Annotated in this window: 19 protein-coding genes; 14 read left to right on the top strand and 5 right to left on the bottom strand. The window is 31.6% G+C overall.

Annotated elements, in window-relative coordinates; genetic code table 11:
- Window positions 1-14: 14 nt before the first annotated feature.
- Both celB and ggt read left to right on the top strand, forming a co-directional pair.
- On the top strand, window positions 15-1,349 hold the full coding sequence (gene celB / locus J3U57_RS03590; protein WP_267343774.1) for a PTS cellobiose transporter subunit IIC: 1,335 nt from the start codon (window positions 15-17) through the stop codon (window positions 1,347-1,349).
- Between the two features lie 339 nt (window positions 1,350-1,688).
- Window positions 1,689-3,338, top strand: coding sequence for a gamma-glutamyltransferase (gene ggt / locus J3U57_RS03585; RefSeq protein WP_416379562.1), 1,650 nt, complete (start codon window positions 1,689-1,691; stop codon window positions 3,336-3,338).
- A gap of 113 nt (window positions 3,339-3,451) precedes the next feature.
- Here the strand turns inward: ggt and rplI are convergent, their stop codons facing one another.
- From rplI to rpsF, 4 genes are read right to left on the bottom strand one after another with little or no spacing between them, the layout of a single operon-like run.
- The gene (gene rplI / locus J3U57_RS03580) at window positions 3,452-3,901 is read right to left on the bottom strand and encodes a 50S ribosomal protein L9 (protein ID WP_065634399.1); all 450 of its coding nucleotides are present in this window, start codon (window positions 3,899-3,901) and stop codon (window positions 3,452-3,454) included.
- A 21-nt stretch (window positions 3,902-3,922) separates the two neighbouring features.
- A complete protein-coding gene (gene rpsR / locus J3U57_RS03575) occupies window positions 3,923-4,150 on the bottom strand; it encodes a 30S ribosomal protein S18 (protein ID WP_025314965.1) in 228 nt (75 codons plus the stop codon).
- A gap of 4 nt (window positions 4,151-4,154) precedes the next feature.
- Window positions 4,155-4,463 carry a primosomal replication protein N gene (gene priB / locus J3U57_RS03570; RefSeq protein WP_416379561.1) on the bottom strand — a complete coding sequence of 103 codons (309 nt, stop codon included), beginning with the start codon at window positions 4,461-4,463 and terminating at the stop codon, window positions 4,155-4,157.
- Complete coding sequence (gene rpsF, locus J3U57_RS03565; RefSeq protein ID WP_065634401.1) at window positions 4,450-4,833, bottom strand: 30S ribosomal protein S6; 384 nt, start codon at window positions 4,831-4,833, stop codon at window positions 4,450-4,452. The genes priB and rpsF overlap by 14 nt, the downstream gene beginning before the upstream one ends.
- A gap of 303 nt (window positions 4,834-5,136) precedes the next feature.
- Here rpsF and hinT point away from each other — a divergent pair, with 303 nt between their 5' ends.
- The 12 genes from hinT to msbA (J3U57_RS03510) all read left to right on the top strand — a co-directional run bounded on the left by hinT (window position 5,137) and on the right by msbA (J3U57_RS03510) (window position 20,167).
- Window positions 5,137-5,484, top strand: a complete 348-nt coding sequence (hinT, locus tag J3U57_RS03560) for a purine nucleoside phosphoramidase (RefSeq protein ID WP_065634402.1) — start codon at window positions 5,137-5,139, stop codon at window positions 5,482-5,484.
- 7 nt (window positions 5,485-5,491) lie between these two features.
- On the top strand, window positions 5,492-6,127 hold the full coding sequence (locus tag J3U57_RS03555) for a hypothetical protein (RefSeq protein ID WP_267333178.1): 636 nt from the start codon (window positions 5,492-5,494) through the stop codon (window positions 6,125-6,127).
- Window positions 6,127-7,170, top strand: a complete 1,044-nt coding sequence (gene nagZ / locus J3U57_RS03550; RefSeq protein WP_267343775.1) for a beta-N-acetylhexosaminidase — start codon at window positions 6,127-6,129, stop codon at window positions 7,168-7,170. The genes J3U57_RS03555 and nagZ overlap by 1 nt, the downstream gene beginning before the upstream one ends.
- The gene (locus tag J3U57_RS03545; RefSeq protein ID WP_267343776.1) at window positions 7,151-8,392 is read left to right on the top strand and encodes a sigma 54-interacting transcriptional regulator; all 1,242 of its coding nucleotides are present in this window, start codon (window positions 7,151-7,153) and stop codon (window positions 8,390-8,392) included. The genes nagZ and J3U57_RS03545 overlap by 20 nt, the downstream gene beginning before the upstream one ends.
- A 2-nt stretch (window positions 8,393-8,394) precedes the next feature.
- Window positions 8,395-9,423 (top strand): dTDP-glucose 4,6-dehydratase, encoded by a 1,029-nt coding sequence (gene rfbB / locus J3U57_RS03540; protein ID WP_267343777.1) that lies wholly within the window; start codon window positions 8,395-8,397, stop codon window positions 9,421-9,423.
- 446 nt (window positions 9,424-9,869) lie between these two features.
- Window positions 9,870-11,822: an HAD family hydrolase gene (locus tag J3U57_RS03535; RefSeq protein ID WP_267343778.1), complete on the top strand. Its 1,953-nt coding sequence runs from the start codon at window positions 9,870-9,872 to the stop codon at window positions 11,820-11,822.
- 29 nt (window positions 11,823-11,851) lie between these two features.
- The gene (locus J3U57_RS03530) at window positions 11,852-14,119 is read left to right on the top strand and encodes a glycosyltransferase family 8 protein (RefSeq protein ID WP_267343779.1); all 2,268 of its coding nucleotides are present in this window, start codon (window positions 11,852-11,854) and stop codon (window positions 14,117-14,119) included.
- 39 nt (window positions 14,120-14,158) lie between these two features.
- On the top strand, window positions 14,159-15,250 hold the full coding sequence (locus J3U57_RS03525; RefSeq protein ID WP_267343780.1) for a glycosyltransferase: 1,092 nt from the start codon (window positions 14,159-14,161) through the stop codon (window positions 15,248-15,250).
- A gap of 142 nt (window positions 15,251-15,392) precedes the next feature.
- The gene (locus tag J3U57_RS12760; protein ID WP_416379645.1) at window positions 15,393-15,593 is read left to right on the top strand and encodes an acyltransferase family protein; all 201 of its coding nucleotides are present in this window, start codon (window positions 15,393-15,395) and stop codon (window positions 15,591-15,593) included.
- Between the two features lie 347 nt (window positions 15,594-15,940).
- Window positions 15,941-16,357, top strand: coding sequence for a hypothetical protein (locus J3U57_RS03520; RefSeq protein WP_267343781.1), 417 nt, complete (start codon window positions 15,941-15,943; stop codon window positions 16,355-16,357).
- Between the two features lie 288 nt (window positions 16,358-16,645).
- Entirely contained in the window at window positions 16,646-18,382 is a 1,737-nt protein-coding gene (gene msbA / locus J3U57_RS03515; protein WP_267343782.1) for a lipid A export permease/ATP-binding protein MsbA, read from the top strand.
- Between the two features lie 24 nt (window positions 18,383-18,406).
- Window positions 18,407-20,167 carry a lipid A ABC transporter ATP-binding protein/permease MsbA gene (msbA, locus tag J3U57_RS03510; protein ID WP_267343783.1) on the top strand — a complete coding sequence of 587 codons (1,761 nt, stop codon included), beginning with the start codon at window positions 18,407-18,409 and terminating at the stop codon, window positions 20,165-20,167.
- Window positions 20,168-20,213: 46 nt separating this feature from the next.
- Here msbA (J3U57_RS03510) and J3U57_RS03505 read toward each other — a convergent pair whose 3' ends face one another.
- The gene (locus J3U57_RS03505; RefSeq protein ID WP_267343784.1) at window positions 20,214-21,278 is read right to left on the bottom strand and encodes a glycosyltransferase; all 1,065 of its coding nucleotides are present in this window, start codon (window positions 21,276-21,278) and stop codon (window positions 20,214-20,216) included.
- Window positions 21,279-21,294 lie beyond the last annotated feature (16 nt).

Genomic DNA, 21,294 nt, shown 5'->3' with positions numbered 1-21,294 from the left:
ATGAGGAAAACAAGATGAATACTGGATTTATGTTTTTACAAAAGTACTTGATGTCGCCTATGGCAAAAATATCACAATTTAAAATTGTACGAGCAGTGATGGCGGCAGGTATGGCATCAATTCCTTTTTGTATCGTAGGATCGATGTTTTTAGTCTTTAATACATTACCGATGACTTTTACTGGTTTAGAAAGTCTATTTGAGAATACGATTTTTCGAATAAGTGATCTTTATATGATTGCTAATACAGCAACCATGGGGATTTTAGCGATCTATTTTAATATTGTTGTTGGTTATGAACTAACTAAAATTGAACAAGAAGAGACGGGTTTAAAAGTTAGTCCACTCAATGGAGCCATGCTTTCCATATTTGCTTTTATGATGACTTTACCTGAGCTTGTTTTGAAAAATGGCTCTGTCGTTTTACTTAATGATACAACAGAATTGGTTTTTAATGGTTTACGCTTAAAACCTTTTATTTTTCGGTTAGGTACTTCGGGTATTTTTATTGCTATTGTCATGGCGATAGTTGCAACTCAACTTTATTTTGTTTGTGTTAGACGAAATTGGGTTGTCAAAATGCCCGAAACTGTTCCGTTAGGTGTTTCACGATCGTTCACTGCTTTAATTCCAACATTTGTCATCGCATTTACTATCATCATTCTTAATGGCATTTTAATTTACTTTGGTACCGATATTTTTGATATTATTGGTGTGCCATTTACTTTTGTGACCAATCTAACCAAAAGTTGGCTTGGTATCATGGTAATTCTATTTTTAATTCATGCACTTTGGGTTGTTGGTATTCATGGTGCTAGTATTATCGGTGCGTTTATAACGCCAATAATGTTAGCCAATATGGCTGAAAATGCTTCTGGTTCACATATTCCTTTTGCTGGTGAATTTAATAATTCATTAGTCATTTTAGGCGGATCTGGCTCAACGCTATTAATGACCTTTTTTATTGCTTTTTTTGCTAAATCTAGTCAATTAAAAATATTAGGTCGGGCTTCGGTTGTGCCTGCGATTTTCAATATTAATGAACCTATTATCTTTGGTATGCCAATCGTTTATAACCCATATCTTGCCATACCATTTTTATTAGCGCCAATGGCTTGCGGTACGTTGGGTTATTTTGCTATAAGTAGTGGTTTTATGAATCCTATTATTGCGTTAGTGCCTTGGCCATCCCCAGCAGGATTAGGTGCTTTTATTGGTACAGGTGGAGATTATAAAGCCGCGATTGTTGCTATATTTTCGGCCATTTTGGCATTATTGATCTATTTACCTTTTGTAAAGTTATACGACAACAAACTTTTTAAAGGAGAACAACAAAAGGTAAATAGTTAAATACAGAACCTATATTCTGCCTTTGATTCTTGTTAGAGCGTTTAAATTTTTATTAAAATGATGACGCTCTTTCTATTTCTCTCTCAAATTCTCATATTTGACATATGCCTCAAATATTTTGGTTCACCTTAATTTGATATTGTTTAATATTTACTCAATTTTTTAAAATTATATGCTATATTGATAATTCCCTTTTATTCAATAGTATTATGATTTAATCATGTTTTGTTGGTACTTTGAGTAAAAGGGAAGGACGAAAATACAATATTGATGAGGAGGTACAAAATGTTAAATTGCAAAGGCCAGTTGATAAAGTATTGCTACCTTATCCTGTTTTTTATGTTTTGTCAGCCCATATATGCGGTTGAAAATGGTAAACAAAAATTTGAATCAGGCGCAATAGCGTCGCCTGATTATTATGGTGCGATTGCTGGGCAAGAAATGTTAACCAAAGGTGGTAATGCTGCTGATGCTGCTGTTGCTACCGCCTTTGCATTGGCTGTGACTTATCCTGAAGCAGGTAATATTGGTGGCGGTGGTTTTATGACGCTTTGGATGGAGGGAAAGCCCTATTTCATTGATTATCGAGAAACTGCCCCACAAAAAGCCGATAAAGATATGTTCCTTGATGAAAATAAGAATGTTATTACTGACTTAAGTTTGTATTCTCATAAAGCTTCGGGCGTACCTGGAACGGTTGCAGGCATGTGGGCAATCCATCAGCGATTTGGTAAATTAACCTGGAAAGAGGTATTAGCACCTGCAATTCGTTTTGCCAATGATGGGTTTACTGTCAATAAACAGTTGATTGAACGTTATCAAGAAGTTGAAGCATCAGCCCCTACTAATGGTCACTTTAAACAATACTTTGGTTCAATGCAAGAAGGTAAAGTGTTCAAACAACCTGAACTTGGCAAAGTACTTGAAAGTATTGCTGAGCAGGGAAGTGATGGCTTTTATAAAGGAAAAACGGCAAAATTAATTGCACAGCAAATGATACAAAATGATGGCTTAATTAGTGAAAGTGATTTAGCTAATTATCAAGCTAAATGGCGAGATCCACTTGTTGCAAATTGGCATGATATGCAGATTGTGACAGCGCCTCCACCAAGTTCAGGTGGTGTGGGCTTAATTCAATTACTTTTAATGAAACAAGATTTAGCAAATGATTTTGAAAATGTTTCCGTTAATTCTCCACAATATATCCATTTATTAGCTGAAATAGAAAAGCGAGTATTTGCCGATCGCGCTGAATATATGGGTGATCCCGATTTTGTTACTGTGCCCGTTGCGAAATTGATTGATGCTAAATATGTGGCAGAAAGAGCTAAACAAGTGAATCCAACAGCAATTTCTATCACCGAACAAGTTAAACCTGGTTTAACTAGTGAACCTGAAAAACTGCAAACAACGCATTTTTCAGTGGTAGATAAATGGGGTAATGCGGCTTCTAATACTTATACGCTTAATGGCTGGTTTGGATCAACGGTTGTGATTGAAGGCACAGGCATTATTTTAAATAATGAAATGGATGATTTTAGCAGTAAGCCAGGTGTTGCCAACCAATTTGGTGTAGTGGGTAAAGATGCTAACGCTATTGAACCTAACAAACGACCCTTATCGTCGATGACGCCAAGTATATTGATTAAAAATAATGATGTGGTTATGGTCATTGGTACGCCTGGTGGTTCAAGGATTTTTACTTCAATCTTCCAAGTGATAACAAATGTATTTGATAATCACATGTCATTGAAAGCCGCTATGGATGCACCACGTTATCATCATCAATTATTACCTAAAAATGTGATTTTTACCGAACCTTATCAAAAGAAAGTCCCTGAGGATTTTAAACACAAACTAGAACAAATGGGCTATCGTTTTGAGCAACAGGATTTTAATGGTGATATTCAAGCGATTAAGGTAACTGATAAACAACCAGAGGCTGTTTCAGATAGTCGTGGAAGAGGAACATCCCTCGTCATTAACTAAAATAGTTGATTTAATGTAATAAATTGCTATTTAGTTAAATTTGCTTTGTAATGGTAATCGAGAAAATAAAAAAACCCGTACATAATTGACGGGTTTTTATCATTGTAGAATGATTATTCAGGAATAATATCAACAATAAGTTTAGCAAAAGCTTCACTATGAACTTGGAAGAATACTTCGTGTTCACCAGTGGTACGCAATACACCATTTGGTAAGCGAACTTCGCTTTTTGATACATTAATACCACGAGCTTTAACTGCATCAGCGATATCACGAGTACCAATTGAACCGAACAATCTACCTTCATCACCTGCTTTAGATTGGATAGTAACTTTACCTAGAGCATTGATTTCAGCAACGCGTTGTTCTGCGGCTTTTAATGTTTCAGCAAGTTTAGCTTCTAATTCAGCACGACGTGCTTCAAAGAATTCAATATTCTTTTTAGTTGCAGGTACGGCTTTACCTTGTGGAATCAAAAAGTTACGTGCATAACCTGCTTTAACATTAACTTGATCACCTAAGCTGCCTAAATTAGCAACTTTATCGAGTAGAATAATTTGCATTATATGTTCCTCTGTTGCTAATTACTGATGGTTGTCAGTATATGGTAATAATGCCAAGTAACGAGCGCGTTTAATAGCGCGAGCTAATTGACGTTGATATTTTGCGCTAGTACCAGTAATACGGCTTGGTACAATTTTACCACTTTCTGTGATATAGCTTTTTAATAAAGAAACATCTTTATAATCAATTTCTTTAACGCCTTCTGCAGTAAAACGGCAGAATTTGCGACGACGGAAATAACGTGCCATTTGGCTATTCTCCTAATAGTTTAATTTGGTCAGCATGTAAAACTATTTGACTGGTTTTATCTCGTTTAGTATGTGTGCTGATAAAGCCACTTACTAATACTTTGCTGCCTTTTTTAATACTGTAACTTAACTCTTGTTGCCCGCTGACGATAACTGGTATTGTACACCATGCTTGTCTTGGGAGTTCTGCTTCGATTTGTTCAGAAACGTGTTCTAAATAAAACTGACAGTGCGAAATCCCACTCGGACTCATTCTTCGTATCGGTGTTTTAGTAACAATACCCGATAACTCTAAACGATTATTCTTCGGAATCATCATCCATGTTTACATCGCTAAAATCTTCTTCAGCGTTACGACGCTCGTCTTTAGCTTTTAACATAGGTGAAGTTTCAGTTACAGCGTGTTTTGTACGCATAATTAAACTGCGAATTACTGCATCATTAAAACGGAAGTTATCTTCAAGTTCATTTACTGCTTCTTGAGTAGCTTCTACATTCATTAACACATAGTGTGCTTTATGCAGTTTTTCGATAGGATAGGCTAATTGGCGACGACCCCAATCTTCTAAACGATGGATTTTTCCACCATCAGTGGTTAATGTACCAGTATAACGTTCAATCATACCAGGTACTTGTTCACTTTGATCTGGGTGAACCATAAATACAATTTCGTAATGACGCATTATCGCTCCCTACGGATTAATCAGCTTTCTGTCGGGGCAACCGCAACCCATTGAAAGCAAGGAACATGAAAAATAGGCGGTTGAAATCGACGGGGCATTATATATCAACACAATATAATTGACAAATGGTTGCATTAGATTTTTTACTTGCAAAGTACGGATAATTTTAAGTGTCATGGCAAATTTGATATTACACCTGTAAAATGTAACGATTTGTATACATTTTTCTCTTCAAAATATGCTATGCTTGCAATAATGAAGTTATGAAATCATAAATATTGATAAATGAAAAGGAGAAACACGATGGCTGAGGAAACCATTTTTAGTAAAATTATTCGGCATGAAATTCCAGCAGATATTGTTTTTCAAGATGAAAAAGTCACTGCATTTCGAGACATTTCTCCTCAAGCACCCACCCATATTTTAATTATACCTAATAAATTGATCCCAACGATTAACGATATTACCGAACAAGACGAATTAGTATTAGGTCATATGATGACTGTCGCTGCTAAAATAGCAAAACAAGAAGGCATAGATGAAAGTGGTTACCGCTTAATTATGAATTGTAATAAAGACGGCGGTCAAGAAGTGTTTCATATTCATATGCATTTACTTGGTGGTAAGAATTTAGGTCATTTAATAGGTTAATTATTATATGAAACAGATCAAGCATGTTGTCATTATTGGTGCATTAAGTTTTATCTTAGCTGGTTGTCAGATTTTTAGTCAAACTAAACCTATTGAAATAAAACCACCGGTTGAAGACTCGCAAGTAAATAATACTGATGTGATTGAGACGCCGCCATCAATTGTGAAATCAACTGATTGGAATAGTATATTGTCACCGTTTGTGCATAAAATATTGCAATCCTCATCTTCAATTGATGGTAATAAAGTTTTGCTGATTAGTGATATTCAGAATCGTAGTGGTGATTATTTAGCAAAAAATCAGATTGATGAAACATTGCACAGCTTAATGAATAAACAAAATCTTTTTGTTATTGCTGATAAGCAATCTATCATCCAAGCAAAACAAGCGTTGGGTATTTCTGCTGATGATAAACTGGTTTCACGTAGTAAAATGATTGGCTTAGCGAAATCTATCAATGCGGGTTATGTGTTATTTACAACGATTAATAAACTGCCGACAGACAACAATGATGCTAATCTTTCTATGGAGTTACTGTCAACGCAAACTGGTGAAATCTTAACTCGCGTAACATCAAAAGATTTCCCTCAACAACACAATTCGTCATCATCGGTTTCTTCAACCCAAGAGGAAACTAAATAATGGGGCCGTTGTTAATTGATGTTGAAGGTATATCATTAAGTGAAGATGATAAAAAACTTCTGCAAAATCCATTAGTTGCTGGAGTGATCTTATTTGGCCGTAATTATCAAGATCCAGCACAATTGAGTGATTTAATTAATCAGATTCGAGCTGTCTCATCAGAGCGTTTATTAATATCTGTTGATCATGAAGGTGGGCGAGTTCAACGTTTTAAACAGGGCTTTACTATTATTCCTCCTGCGCAATCTTTTGCCGCTCTAAATGCGTTACCTCAAGCTAAATCCTTGGCATTTGATGCCGGTTGGATGCTTGCTACAGAGCTTATGGCTTTCGATATCGACCTTAGCTATGCACCAGTATTAGATTTAGGTCATGATTGCTTAGCAATTGGAACACGCTCATTTCATGAAGATGTCAATATCGCTTATCAAATTGCTTCTGCAATGATTGATGGAATGCACAGTGCTGGTATGAAAACAACTGGCAAGCACTTTCCGGGGCATGGTCATGTGATTGCTGATTCACACAAAGAAACACCAATTGATCACCGTGACAAATCATCAATAGAGCAAGATATGCAGATTTTTGCCAAACTTATTGCCGATAACAAACTTGATGCAATTATGCCAGCACATGTAATTTATCCAGCTTTTGATGATAAACCTGCCAGTGGTTCTCCTTATTGGCTCAAAACAGTCCTTCGCCAGCAACTGCATTTTAATGGTGTGATTTTTTCTGATGATTTATCGATGGAAGGTGCGTCCATCTTGGGTAACCATGCGCAGCGTGCTCAAGCAGCATTATTGGCCGGTTGTGATTTACTTTTAGCCTGTAATAATCGTCAAGGAACATTGTCTATTTTAGAGCAATTAGACGTTTTAAATAAAACACAGCCTTTAACTACAAGTAAAGCCAAACTGTTACTGGCTGACAGCAAAATTACTAATAAAGATTTGAAGACAAGCCATGATTGGCAACGTCGTCATGTAAATTTAATGAGACTAAACGAGAAGTGGGCAGATTATGCAAGCCGCCATCATTGAAATTAATCATAACCAGCAACTCATTGCATATAATGACAAGGCAATAGAGCTATTTGGTTCAACGTCGTTAATATTAAATCAACCATTTGATTATCAGATTATTTTTAATCTTAAACATCTCGATGAATTAGAACAACAAGACGACTTAATTATTGTTTTAAATTCTCAGTACTTTTTATTACAAAAAGTCGTGGAATCATCAAAAATCGTCTTTATTGTTCAGTCTATTGAATACTTAAAAAAACACTTGTCAAAAATTAAAGTAGTTAATCATCATGCGTTTGCTATTTTTGCCACTCAAAGTGTTGTAATGCAAAAACTTATTAAACAATCAAAAGCTTTTTCAATGCAAAGAGAACCGCTTCTCATTTCTGGTGAAACGGGTACCGGAAAGGACCTGCTTGCCAACGCTTGTCACCAGTATAGTGCACGAGGTGATCAAACTTTTCTTGCATTAAACTGTGCGGCGATGCCCGATGAAGTGGTTGAAAGTGAATTGTATGGTCATGCAGCCGGAGCTTATCCAGGCGCAATTGAAAGTAAAAAAGGTTTTTTTGAGCAAGCGAATGGTGGCTCAGTTTTGCTTGATGGCATAGATGAAATGTCATTTCAAATGCAAACTAAATTACTACGTTTTATCAATGATGGCTATTTTCGTCGTGTAGGTGATGATAATGAAGTTTATGTTGATGTCCGTATTATTTGTGCAACAAAAGTAGATTTAGCCAATTTAGTTGAGCAAGGTAAATTTAGAAAAGATTTGTATTACCGGCTCAATGTCCTTTCATTGCACCTACCTTCATTGCAAGAGCGTAAAGAAGATATCGCTCCTTTAATCAAGATTTTTGTCAATGAATTTGCAGACAAGCAAGGAATTAATCCTCCTGAAATTGATAATGAAGTTTTTGATTATTTATCAAGTTACTCATGGCCGGGAAATGTTCGGCAACTCAAAAATATCTTATATTCTGCATTGTCTCAATTAGCGTGCTCTAAATTAACAATAAAAGATATTGAACTACCAATGCAAACTTCATCAAAATTGTCTAATTTCGATAATATCGAGAATAAGACACTCGATGAAATAACCAAACAATTTGAAAAAGAGATCTTATTAAAATTGTATGATCAATATCCAAGCTCAAGAAAATTGGCCAAACGATTAGGTGTATCGCATACTGCGATTGCCAATAAGCTTAGGGATTATGGCATAGGGCGGTAGTTTTGTCTAATAGCAAAAAAATTTTAATAACTGGTGGTGCGGGTTTTATTGGTTCGGCTGTTATTCGCTATATTATTGAACAGACAGTGCATCAAGTTATTAATATTGATAAACTGACTTATGCTGCAAATTTGCAAGCACTTGCAGAGGTATCTGACAATAAACGTTATTTTTTTGAAAAAATCGATATTTGTAATAGACCAGAGCTAGATCGGATTTTTCAACAATATCGTCCTGATGCAGTAATGCATCTTGCAGCTGAAAGTCATGTCGATTGCTCTATCAATCGTCCTGATGTATTTATCGAAACAAATATAGTGGGTACTTATACTATACTTGAAGCATATCGCTGTTATTTTGATACTTTAACTACATTAGCAAAGAATAATTTTTGCTTTCTTCATGTTTCTACCGATGAGGTGTATGGGGAACTGCAAAATTCAAACCATCTTTTCACTGAATCGACTTCTTATGCACCAAACAGCCCGTATTCAGCATCAAAGGCATCGAGCGATCATCTAGTTAGATCTTGGTATAAAACTTATGGCCTACCAACAATTATCACTCATAGCACAAATAATTATGGTCCTTTTCAACACACTGAAAAATTAATTCCATCAGTCATTTCAAATGCACTTGCCGGTAAACCGATCCTTATTTATGGTAATGGACGACAAATACGTGACTGGATATATGTAGAAGATCATGCTAAAGCTTTATATTCAGTTTTAATCAATGGTAAAATAGGCGAAACATATAATATTGGTGCTAATAACGAATCAACCAATATAGTATTAGTTGAAAAACTTTGTAAAATACTCGATGAACTTGCTCCCCAATATAAAAATGGAATAATAAAATATCGGGATTTAATTCAATTTGTATCTGACAGACCGGGCCATGATTATCGATATGCTATCGATTCATCTAAAATAACGAAAGAATTAGGTTGGCAACCTCAAGAGGAGTTCGACAGTGGGTTGAAAAAGACGGTTATAGCATATTTAAATAGCAAACAAATAATAAGATGAATTTTAGATTACCTAATGTTTCAATTTCAATATGTGTGTATAATGTTAAAATTTATTCAAGACACTGTTAAAAGTGAAGCTCTATTTTCTTAATAATAGTGTGAGGTAGGCTTTAAAAAATTTTATCGTTTTTAAGTGAATTTGTAAGAGTATGATGAAAATAGTTTCAGCTCAAATTCTTACTTCATGCCTTTTTAAATAAATTGCCGTTTTTAGAGACATTATTCTGTTAATTATAATTTATAGAAATTAGTTTAAGCATTACTTTGTGAATTATTGTATTTAAATAATGTATTTTCTTAAGATAACAGAGTAATTTTAAAAAGCTATACTTACCAAAATCATGTAAATTATTTATATTAAATATACAAATATATATTGCTTTTTGTCAGAAACAGAATATGTATGCATATAATTTTTATACATTTAAAAGGTTTTAAATACTTATGCTAGATAAAGTAAAAAAATTAATTGACACTCATGAAATAATTTCGTTTGATATTTTTGACACTCTATTATTAAGAATATATGCAAAACCTACAGATTTATTTTTGCATATGGAAAAGCTTTATAATATTCTTGGTTTTTTTAAAGCGCGAATAGCGGCTGAAACTAATGCTAGAGCCCACACTTCGGCAGGGGAAATAACATTAGATGAGATATATCAACAATTACCAGATTATTTCCGAACCTTTAAATGTAAAGAAATAGAGCATGAAATAGCGGCTTTAAAAGTCAATAAAGATATCTATCAAGTTTACAAATACGCCTTGAAGAAAAAAAAGAAAATAATTATCACTTCAGACATGTACTTGTCAAAAGATATATTAATTAATATCTTACATAAAAATGGTTATAACAAATATGATCATTTTTATTTATCTTCTGAAACTTTAGTTACAAAACACAATGGCACACTTTATACACTTATTTTAAATGATTTAAATATCACTGCTCCTAATACACTATTACATATTGGGGATAATTATTATTCCGATTATGAAAGAGCGATAGAGAAAGGAATTGATGCTTATCATTACAAAAAAGCAATAGATCAGTTATTTGAAAGCAATATACGTACTAAAATGTACTATGATCAAAATCCTAATGATGTTGGTGCCTCAATATTGCTTGGATTACTTGCTTATAATCATCTAAAATTTGATAAAAATTATTGGAAAAACTTTGGTTATAATTATGCCGGTCCGACCGTATTTTCTTATGTTTATTGGTTAAAAAAGTCATTCGAAAAAGATAATATCAATAATGCACTTTTCGTTGCTAGAGATGGATATTCATTAAAAAAAGTGTTTGATCTAATGAATGATGATGAAGTTAAATCAAGTTATATTTATGCACCAAGGGTATTGAGTACTCTGTTTTATCTAGATTTTAATCAAAATAAGTATATTGATCCCAATGAAAAATTTTCAGCAGTCAAAAACATATTATCTCACTATAAAGAACGAAATAATATTTTGAAAGAAAAAACACCTAATATCACTTCAACTGAAGAAGGTGTAGCTTTTATTGAGCAACATATTGATATATACAAGAAACTTGCTGAAGAGGAAACGAAATCTTATAAAGATTATATAGAAAATTTATCCTTAAAAGAAAATCTCGCTATTATCGATACCTGTTCAATTAATTTATCATCGCAAAGATTGATTGAAAAAATAATAGGGAAGCAACTTTATGGATACTACTTTTTGTTACAAGCTAATGAAAATACAAATATTAATCTAGATGATTATATATTAAGAGCTTATCGAGAAGATAAATTTTCGTGGATAAAAGATTGGGATGTCATGGAATTTTTTATGACATCACCTGAACCGCCAATCAAAGATTTTAGAAATGGGAACCCAATCTATAAAAAACCAGATAATAATGACAAAATTCGTAGTGAAATCTATCCTGTTCTCTCGCAAGGTATTGTAGAATTTGCGAAGGATTTATTGTCTTCATTTCCAAATTGGAACCCATTTATTACGTGGAAAAATATTTTTGATTGGGTCAATATTTTTTGCTCTGTTTCCACTCCAAAAGATAAAAAGATGCTTGCTAATGTCAATCATGCTTTTGATTTTAATCATGAAAAATATGTTCCAATTTGTAAAGAATGGTATAATTTTGAATATGAGAATAAAATTCAGACCAAAAATAAATTCAAAATAGGTAATTTAGTTGTTTTCAAAAAATTATCTAAGAAGAATTTATCATCATATTTTTTCTTTAATTTGCCAATCTTAACAGTCAATAAGGAAAATAAGCGTATCAATTATCATTTGTTCAAATATATTCCGGTTTATAAAAGAAAAGAAAAGAAGAACAAAATGAAATATTATGCTTTCAACCTACCTATTTTAACAATTACTAAGAAATATTATCGATAGAAATATAAATTTTTAGGAATACATTAACGATGAAAAGTAGTTATATAAATTTTGTTTTAACTGGTGATAATAATTATGTAGCTCCATTAGGTGTTTGTATGACTTCTATTCTGCTTAACCTAGCCGAGAATAGACGAGCACGTTTTTTTGTATTTGTTCAAGGTTTTACTAAAGATGATAAGAAGAGGCTTGAAGATGTAAAAAAAGTGAGGCCGTGTGAAATCATTTTTGTAGACATGGAAGATTATATCCATCTTTTTGACTGTATCGATACTAGTAAATTTGTTTTGCAATATGTAAATCTTGTTGTTTACTATAGATTGTTAATGTTAGATATATTACCAGATGATGTTGATAAATGTTTTTATATTGATGGTGATATGATTATTGATTCTGATCTTTCTTATTTATATGATAAGTTTGATGAAGAAAACGTTATGGGTGCTGTTGTTGAAATACTTGCTATGCAATATAGAGATAGTATTTTAAAACATTTTATGGAATGGAAAGATCTAAAAAATTTTCAGAATAATCCATTAAAGTATCCTTATTTTAATGCTGGTTTCTTTTTATTAAATGTTAAAAAAGCAAAAGAATTAGAGTTATTCAAAAAAGCTTTTGAATTTTTAGATAATCATCCAAACCCTCCGTACGCAGATCAAGATACGCTTAATTATATTGTTGGTCAGACTCATCCACACTTATTGGAACATTTTCCTCCTTCATATAATGTGTTTTGTGATATGCATCACGACATTGATTTATACTATGATGCTTTTTACGATAAGAAAGATATTCAAGAAGCCTTCACTCATCCTAGAATCTATCACTATGGTGGGGCTAACAAGCCTTGGATAAATCGAAAAGTTAGATTTTTTTATTCAATATGGTGGCGATATTGTCATTTATCTCCATGGTCAGATTTGCCCGAACCTGAACCGGAAGAAATCAATCATGAGGAATTAATAAATACAACGTCAAATATAAATAATTCTGATGAGTATAAAAACCTTAATAATTCAAATAACTCATGTTCAACTTTTAAATTATTTAATTTTATTCCGTTTTTTAAGAAAAAGATTAAATATAATGAGAAAAAATATTACTTTTTAGGTATACGCTTGTATTCTAAGAAACAAGTAAATTCTTATTTCAAGTGCTACCGAATTTTAGGACTGAAATTTAAAAAAATCAATTTGCAGAAAATGTTTGAATTCAAAATTGAAGATGTGAAAAACGTCATGAATTGGCATTTTCAAGACTCAAAAAATAGAGCTGATCGGTTATATGATAAATTGATGCATCATGTTGATTGTCAATTACAAGGATTGCGAGATGATATCCATTTGGCGATTAATAATTCTGATAATCCAACAAATACAATGAATGACGAATATAACCAATTATTAGATTCTAAATTTGAAAATATTAAAAATGAAATAAATGACATAAATGACAAATTTATTGACATTAAAAATGAGTTCAATTTGATATACAAAAATAGTTTAGAAAATTTTGCTTTATTGAATAAAAACTTTGAAACAGAAGTTAATAAACTTGTAGCTGATAATTTAGATACAAAACAAAGTTTAAATGTTCGAATGCAGGGTTTAGATAAGAAAATAAGTATTAATAATTCTGTGTTTATCACACATCAAAAAACTTTCTTACCATATAAAAATATGTTTAATAATAAAGAGATTGCAATACTTGCTACAGGTCCATCTTTGAATGATTATGTACCTATCCCTAATGTGATTCACATTGGAGTAAATAGAGCGTACAAATTTGATAAAGTAGATTTTGATTTTTTATTTATCCAGGATATCTCCGGATTAAAAAATGAAATTTCAAACATAAATCACTATGGACAAGGTAAATGTCAGAAATTTTATGGCGATGTACTAACAATGGAAACATGTGCAATACCTGAAAGCTATTTAATTAAATATGGTGCAAAACGTTATTATACGGGAGGAATGCATACACCATTTGTGAGGGATATTTCTTCTTGCTTGTTGCCTGATTTTGGTTCAGTGGTTTTTTCTGCTCTAGCATTTGCCCTTTATACCAATCCTAAGAAAATTTATTTAGTTGGATGTGATTGTACTGAAGAGGGTTACTTTGATGATAATAAAAAATCAATTTCACCTTCTTTAAAAGGTGATTTGCCAAATATTTTACAAGGTTGGCAAAATTTCAAAACCTTTTCCAATCATGTTTATCCAGATACTGAAATAGTTTCTGTTAACCCTGTAGGTTTGAAAGGATTATTTCAGGAAATTGTGGTAAAATAATGTTTAATCCCATTAGCTCAGGTAAATTTTGATAAATTTATGAATGTTTTTCCAATACTTACTGTTATTATACCTGTATATAATACAGCTAATTATTTAAAAAGATGTTTAGATAGCGTCATTAATCAAACAATAAATAATATTGAAATAATATGTATTAATGACGGATCTACCGATGATTCTTTATCTATTTTAGAAAAATATCAAGAAATAGATCAAAGAATCAAAATCATTTCGAAACAAAATGAAGGTTTATCTGTAGCTAGAAATGTTGGTATATCAAATGCTTCAGGAAAATTTATCACATTTGTTGATTCTGACGATTATATTGAAATAAATACTTATGAATTAGCTCTCCAACACTTCAACTCAGATGATATAGATGCAGTTTATTTTTCAACTAATTTAGTATTTGAATCTCAATGTTCTGATACGAATCAGGAAAAATATTATATACATAAATATCATGGGAGTATTAGTTTAACTCCTGAGATTCTAAAAAATATGGATGTGTGTGCATGGAATAAAATTTACAAGCAACAGCTTATAAAAGAATATAAAATCAGTTTTCCTAATGGTCTGTTATACGAAGATAATCCTTTTTTTTGGTCATACATGTTAGTTTCTCATAAAGTGTATTTTATGAATGAAAAGCTATATAACTACACGATACGAGATAATTCAATAATGGGATTAACCTCAAAAAGAAATATTGAAAAATTAGGAAAATATAATAATGGATTAGACAAATTATTATGTTTTGAATATCTTTTAAAATTCATTTTTAAATGGAATTTATTTTCAAAAATAGAACCAATATTATGTGATTTATTTGAAAAAAATCTTTGGGATAGCCTTTATTATGCAAAAAAGAATGGCAGAAAAAAAGTATTATCCAAAGCAACGGATTTAGTCAATAAATTTCAATTACTCGATTTTTATCCTACAAATCCTTTTATTATTTCATTGTATAAAAAAAATTATTCCCACATTGAAAATGTCAACTCTCTTTTTCTAAATCTTTGGCAAAGAATGATTGGGGTTTGGAAAACAGATAAATGCTACATAATTTGTTTTTTAGGAATAAAAATAAAAGTCAAAACTAAGCCTAACAAAATCAAAAATAACTAATGTTAGCTTTATAATCGTGTAATTTATCTAATTTTATAATTAATAGAAATTTAATCCAAAATAATAACGTGATAAATATAAAGAAACCTGAAATGAAAATAAAAACAAGAATTGAAGCGCTAGATGGACTTAGGTTTGCAGCTTGCATGATGGTTATTTTTTATCATTATTTGCTAGCCCATTATCTGGCTTTATTCCTCAAGCTTATGTTATTAATGCCTTATATTTCGGGGATTTTGGGGTAGATATATTTTTTCTAATTAGTGGATTTGTTATTTCATTATCATCAGAAGGAAAAAGTTCATTTGGTTTTATAAAATCCAGAATAAATAGAATCGTATAGACTTTTGTCATTTTTGGTTTGATTATTTATATCTTTTCTATTTCTATTCCTATGATTGATCCTTTGGAAAGAATAGTATCACTTCTTTATAGTCTCACATTTTATTCACAAGCTTTTGGCCATGCTTTTTTCAGTAGCATTTATTGGACGATACAAATTGAAGTCGCTTTTTATATTTTAGTTTTTATTATGATGCAATTGGATTTATGGAAAAGATACAAAAATCAAATATGCTTCATTTGGATTATCATATCTTTTATTAATCAGTTTGTTTTAAATTCAACTTTAATTATGTCCTGCTTACACAATATGCAGGTCATATTGTAGCCGGTATTGTTATTTTTAACATGAGAAAAAATAAATGTGAGCCATCAGATATTATATTGATTCTTTTTAGCACGATATTAATTTATAATCGAATGGTGTATTTTAATAATACTGATGCTATCAATTTATTCCACTATCAAGTATCACATGTTGCTCTTTTACTTTCTGCTGTTTGGGTAGTCTCGTTAGTTTGGTATGCTTCTAACTTAAATGGTGTAGGCAAATATTATAATTTGATCAAGTTTTTAGGTGCGATGACTTATCCTTTATATTTAATTCATTCTGATATCGGTTTTTGGTCTCATGCAATATTTGAGCGTTTATTTTGGGATAAATATCCGTTCACCCGCGAAGTTATTGGTTATGGCATGACAATTTTTATTGCCTTGTTTGTATCTTTCCTTATATCTGCTATTTATATTAAATATCTAGATTAGCCGATTAATCATCTGTTTAATAAAATTTGGCATTAAATAATAACTAACTCAATTATTAATAGTTCTAACTTCTAACCTTAACTTGTTAATTATAATATAATTTTATATGGACATTTAAATTTCCACTCTATAGTTTTTTTATTGTTAAATATAACTAATGTGGAGATAAAAACTTTTTTTTAATCATTGTTTATCTAATTATAAATACGAAATTTTTAATAAAGCTAACTTCAATAGTTACATTTATAGTATAATAAGTTCAATTGTTATTACGTCATAGTGTTCGCAATGTCTCAAAAATATAACTCTTACACGGCTCTTAAAAAGCTTTGGCCATTCATTAAACCTTATAAAAAAGCATTGTTCGTAGCTATTTTGGGGTTACTACTAAATGCCGCAACCGATGCTACTTTAATATCATTAACTAAACCATTACTTGACAACGGGCTAATGGGAAAAAATTATGCTCTACTGATAGCTATTGCTTTTGGTATTATTGGCTTAATCGGATTAAGAGGAATTTCTAATTACGCATCTACTTATTGCCTTTCGTGGTTATCAGGTAAAGTAATAACAAATTTTAGACAGATGATATTTGATCATTTAATTAAAAGTCCTACCAGTTTTCATGATAAGCAATCCGTTGGTGATCTTGTTTCCATTATAACTTTTAATACTCAAATGTTATCAAAAGCTTCTTCCGATGCACTGATTATTCTTATTCGAGAGATAGCTTATGCAATAGGATTATGTATTGTTATGCTATATGGTAGTTGGAAATTGGCTTCAGTGCTTATTATTTTAGTTCCATTAGTTATCTTAATAGCTCAATATATAGCTAAAAAGTTTAGACAAACCATCGCTTCCATGCAACAAGGAATGGGACAAATTACTACAGCAACTGATGAAATGCTGAAGGGACATAAAGAGGTTTTAATCTTTAATGCTCAAAAATATGAAAAACGTAACTTTAATTATATTACAGATGGTGTTCGGCGTGGTATGCTCAAAATAGAGTTAGTCTCAAGATTGTCAACTCCTATCATTCAGTTAGTTGCTACTTTAGGATTAGGCTTTATACTTTATTTAGTTGCTAGTCAACATCTTGATATTACGCCAGGTTCATTTACTGTCGTTTTTTCAGCGATGGTGGCGGTTATGCGGCCATTAAGGGAATTAACAAGCTTGCATGTTGAATTACAAAAAGGTGCAATTGCTTGCGAATCACTATTTGATCTTTTGCATTCGCCTTTAGAAGAGGATCGCGGTAGTATTGTTGCCGATAAAATTAAAGGAAATATTGAGTTCAAAAATGTAACCTATACCTATCCCACAAGGAATGCCCCAGCGCTGAATAATCTTTCGTTAAAGATTGAAGCCGGTCAAACTATAGCTCTTGTTGGTCGTTCAGGGGCAGGTAAATCCACCATTGCAAGCTTACTTCCACGTTTTTATGATGTATCTATAGGTGAAATTCTAATGGATTCTATAAATATTCAACAATATACATTAAGATCATTACGCAACCAAATTGGTTATGTTTCTCAAAATGTACATTTATTTAATGGAACGATTGCTGAAAATATAGCTTATGGTGAAAAACATCTTTACAGTAAAGAAGATATAATTAGAGCAGCAAAGCTAGCTAATGCAATTGAATTTATTGATAAATTGGATAAGGGAATTGATACCGAGATCGGAGATAACGGTATCTTGTTATCCGGTGGGCAACGACAACGAATTGCAATAGCACGTGTTTTATTACGAAATAATCCAATTTTAATTTTAGATGAAGCAACTTCAGCATTAGATAATGAATCTGAACGATTGGTTCAAGATGCTATAGATATTTTACAAAAAAATAGAACATCAATTATTATTGCTCATCGTTTATCTACTATTGAAAAAGCAGATCGAATATTAGTTATCGATGATGGTAAGGTTGTAGAAGATGGAAATCATCAATCATTAATGTCCGCAAATGGAATTTATGCTCAAATGCATAAAATGCAATTTAATTCTTAGAATAAACAAAAGATAATATTGAATATGACACAACAAAATATAAATGAAATAGATAAAGATTCATCAACATTGAGAACTTTCTTAAAGTTATGGCCATTTATTGCAGAACATAAATTTATCTTATTTTTATCTGTTATTTTGCTGATTGCTAGTGCTTTTGCTGATACTTCATTAATTGCATTATTACGACCATTACTTGATCTCGGTTTTTCTATGAATGATCAAGAATTTTTATTTATGGCACCTTTTTATATTTTTGCTTTAGTTTTGTTGAGAGGGATTGCTAATTATGGTTATTCCATTTTTCTATCATTAGTTTCTGGTAAAATTGTGATGAAAATTCGGCAAAAATTATTTAGCCATTTTGTTGATGCACCAGTTAGTTATTTTGATCAAAATTCAACAGGTAGATTGTTGTCAAGAATTACTTATGATACTGACCAAGTCGCAGCGTCTTCATCAGATGCTTTAATTACAATAATTCGTGAATCAGCCTTTATTTGTGGGTTGTTTTATACAATGTTTTATAATAGTTGGCAGTTATCACTATCTTTGATTATCATTACCCCGATTGTAATTGCTTTAATCACTTATATCTCTGTTAGATTTCGGCGATTAGCCAAAAATATGCAAAATTCGATGGGTAATGTCACTATGTCTGTTGAGCAAATGCTAAAAGGGCATAGAGAAATTATAATATTTGGTGCACAGGACGAAGAATCGAAAAATTTTGAAAAAGTAAGTAATAAATTTAGACGTGATGGAATGCGTTTAGTTTCAATATCAGCATTATCAACACCGATTGTGCAGTTAGTAATCTCATTTGCTATTGCATTTGTTTTATTAACTGCGAGTAATCCAGATTTGAATATCACTCCAGGTGAGTTCACCGTCGTTTTTTCCTCATTGGTTGCTTTAATGCAACCAATAAAAAGCTTAACTAGTGTTAATGCTGGATTCCAAAAAGGTATGGCTGCGTGTCAAACGTTGTTTGCAATATTAGAGCAACCTGTAGAAAATGATCGCGGGACTTTAGATGTTGAAAGAGTAGAAGGTAATATAGTTTTTGAAAACGTATCATTCGGTTATGAAACAAGAAATGAATTGGCTTTAAATGATATTAGTTTTACTGTCCCTGCTGGTAAAACTGTTGCTTTAGTGGGGCGTTCAGGATCAGGAAAAACTACAATAGCCAGTTTATTAACCCGTTTTTATGATGTATCTCAAGGAAATATTTTAATTGATGATATTAATATACAAAACTATACTCTTTACTCTTTAAGAAATCAGATTGGATTAGTGTCTCAAAACGTTCATTTATTTAACGATACAATTGCTAATAATATTGCTTATGGACGGCTAGGAATATATTCTCAAGAACAAATAGAAGAAGCAGCTAAGAAAGCCTATGCTTATGATTTTATCATGGGCCTTGAAAATGGCTTTGACACAAAGGTTGGTGAAAGTGGTGTTTTATTGTCAGGTGGTCAACGTCAACGTATTGCTATAGCAAGAGCATTATTACGCGATACGCCTATTTTAATTCTTGATGAAGCAACATCGGCTTTAGATTCTGAATCAGAACGTGCGATCCAAAAAGCTTTAGATGAACTGCAAAAAGGAAGGACAGCTATTGTAATTGCCCATCGATTATCAACTATTGAAAATGCAGATGAGATATTGGTTATGAATGATGGTAAAATTATTGAAAAAGGCACTCATTCAGAGTTATTGAGCCTTAATGGTACATATACAAGGTTGCATAAAAGTAATTTCAACGAGTAATGTACGTCTTTTTTGATCTTATTGTGTTGGTTTGAACTCGCTTTTATTAAAATTTATCCAATGAACAATATTGTTTGTAGTTGTTTTTAATATCCGAACAGGGATGCTGTTTGGATATAGCGCATTTCAATAATGCTATTTTTGTTGATATTGAACAATGGTGCTGTTTTAAAAATTTTGAAATAAAACAAATATTACCAATGATGTTAGATTTGTTGTTGATATAAATGCGTATGAGAAGTTTCAATAAACCTAATTCCTTAATCAAGTTATCTTTTTCGTCTTTGTTAATAAATTTCTCTGATTTTAATACTGTTTCTAAATAAGTAGCATTCATAACTAATATATAGTTACGTGTAGCAATAGCAGATAAAGGTAATGTAGTAATTTTTTGTATACATTTATGTAAAACGCTTCTGAGAGTATTAGTATAAAGATTGTCTACACCTAGATTTGACAGTGAACAATGACCTATACGATGAAAATATGCCATCTTATTCTTTAGATAATGAGAAATTTTTGCTTTTGTTATAATCGAAAGAGAAAATAAATGATCTTCATGATTTTTTTCTATAAATTTTTCTGTAACTAATTGTCTTTTAAAAATATAACGCCATACAACACCAGAGTAATTTTTTCTTTCTAAAAGATAATTTAACAAGCTAATACCTGATTCAAATGTTTTTGTTTCTATGCCTGTTATATGTTCTAACTTTAATATATTTTTATCTGTAAAAGCTGTGTAATCAAAATAAAATAACTCCAACTGTGGATTTGTTTTTAGTGATAATTCGAAATATTTCAGTAAATCGGGATTTAGGATGTCATCAGAGTCAATAAATAAGATATATTCACCTGTGGCTAATTCAATCCCTTTATTTCGAGCTGCACTTACCCCTTGATTTGTTTGTTTATAAATTTTGATAAACTCATAGCATGATGCATATTTTTCAAGAATTGAGATTGTATTGTCAGTAGAACCATCATCTATACAGATAACCTCTTTAGATACATAAGATTGGCTAATCAAAGAATCTAAGCAATCTTTAATGTAATTTTCAACATTATAACAAGGTATAATTATAGAAAGACAAATGGTTTTATTAATCATAAGATTCGGTCAGATA

Origin of the sequence: Gilliamella sp. B3464 (assembly GCF_026536145.1) — a bacterium.
Taxonomy (GTDB): Bacteria; Pseudomonadota; Gammaproteobacteria; order Enterobacterales; family Orbaceae; genus Gilliamella.
Note: the sequence above shows the minus strand (reverse complement) of the source record. Positions and strands in the feature narration are given on the sequence as shown.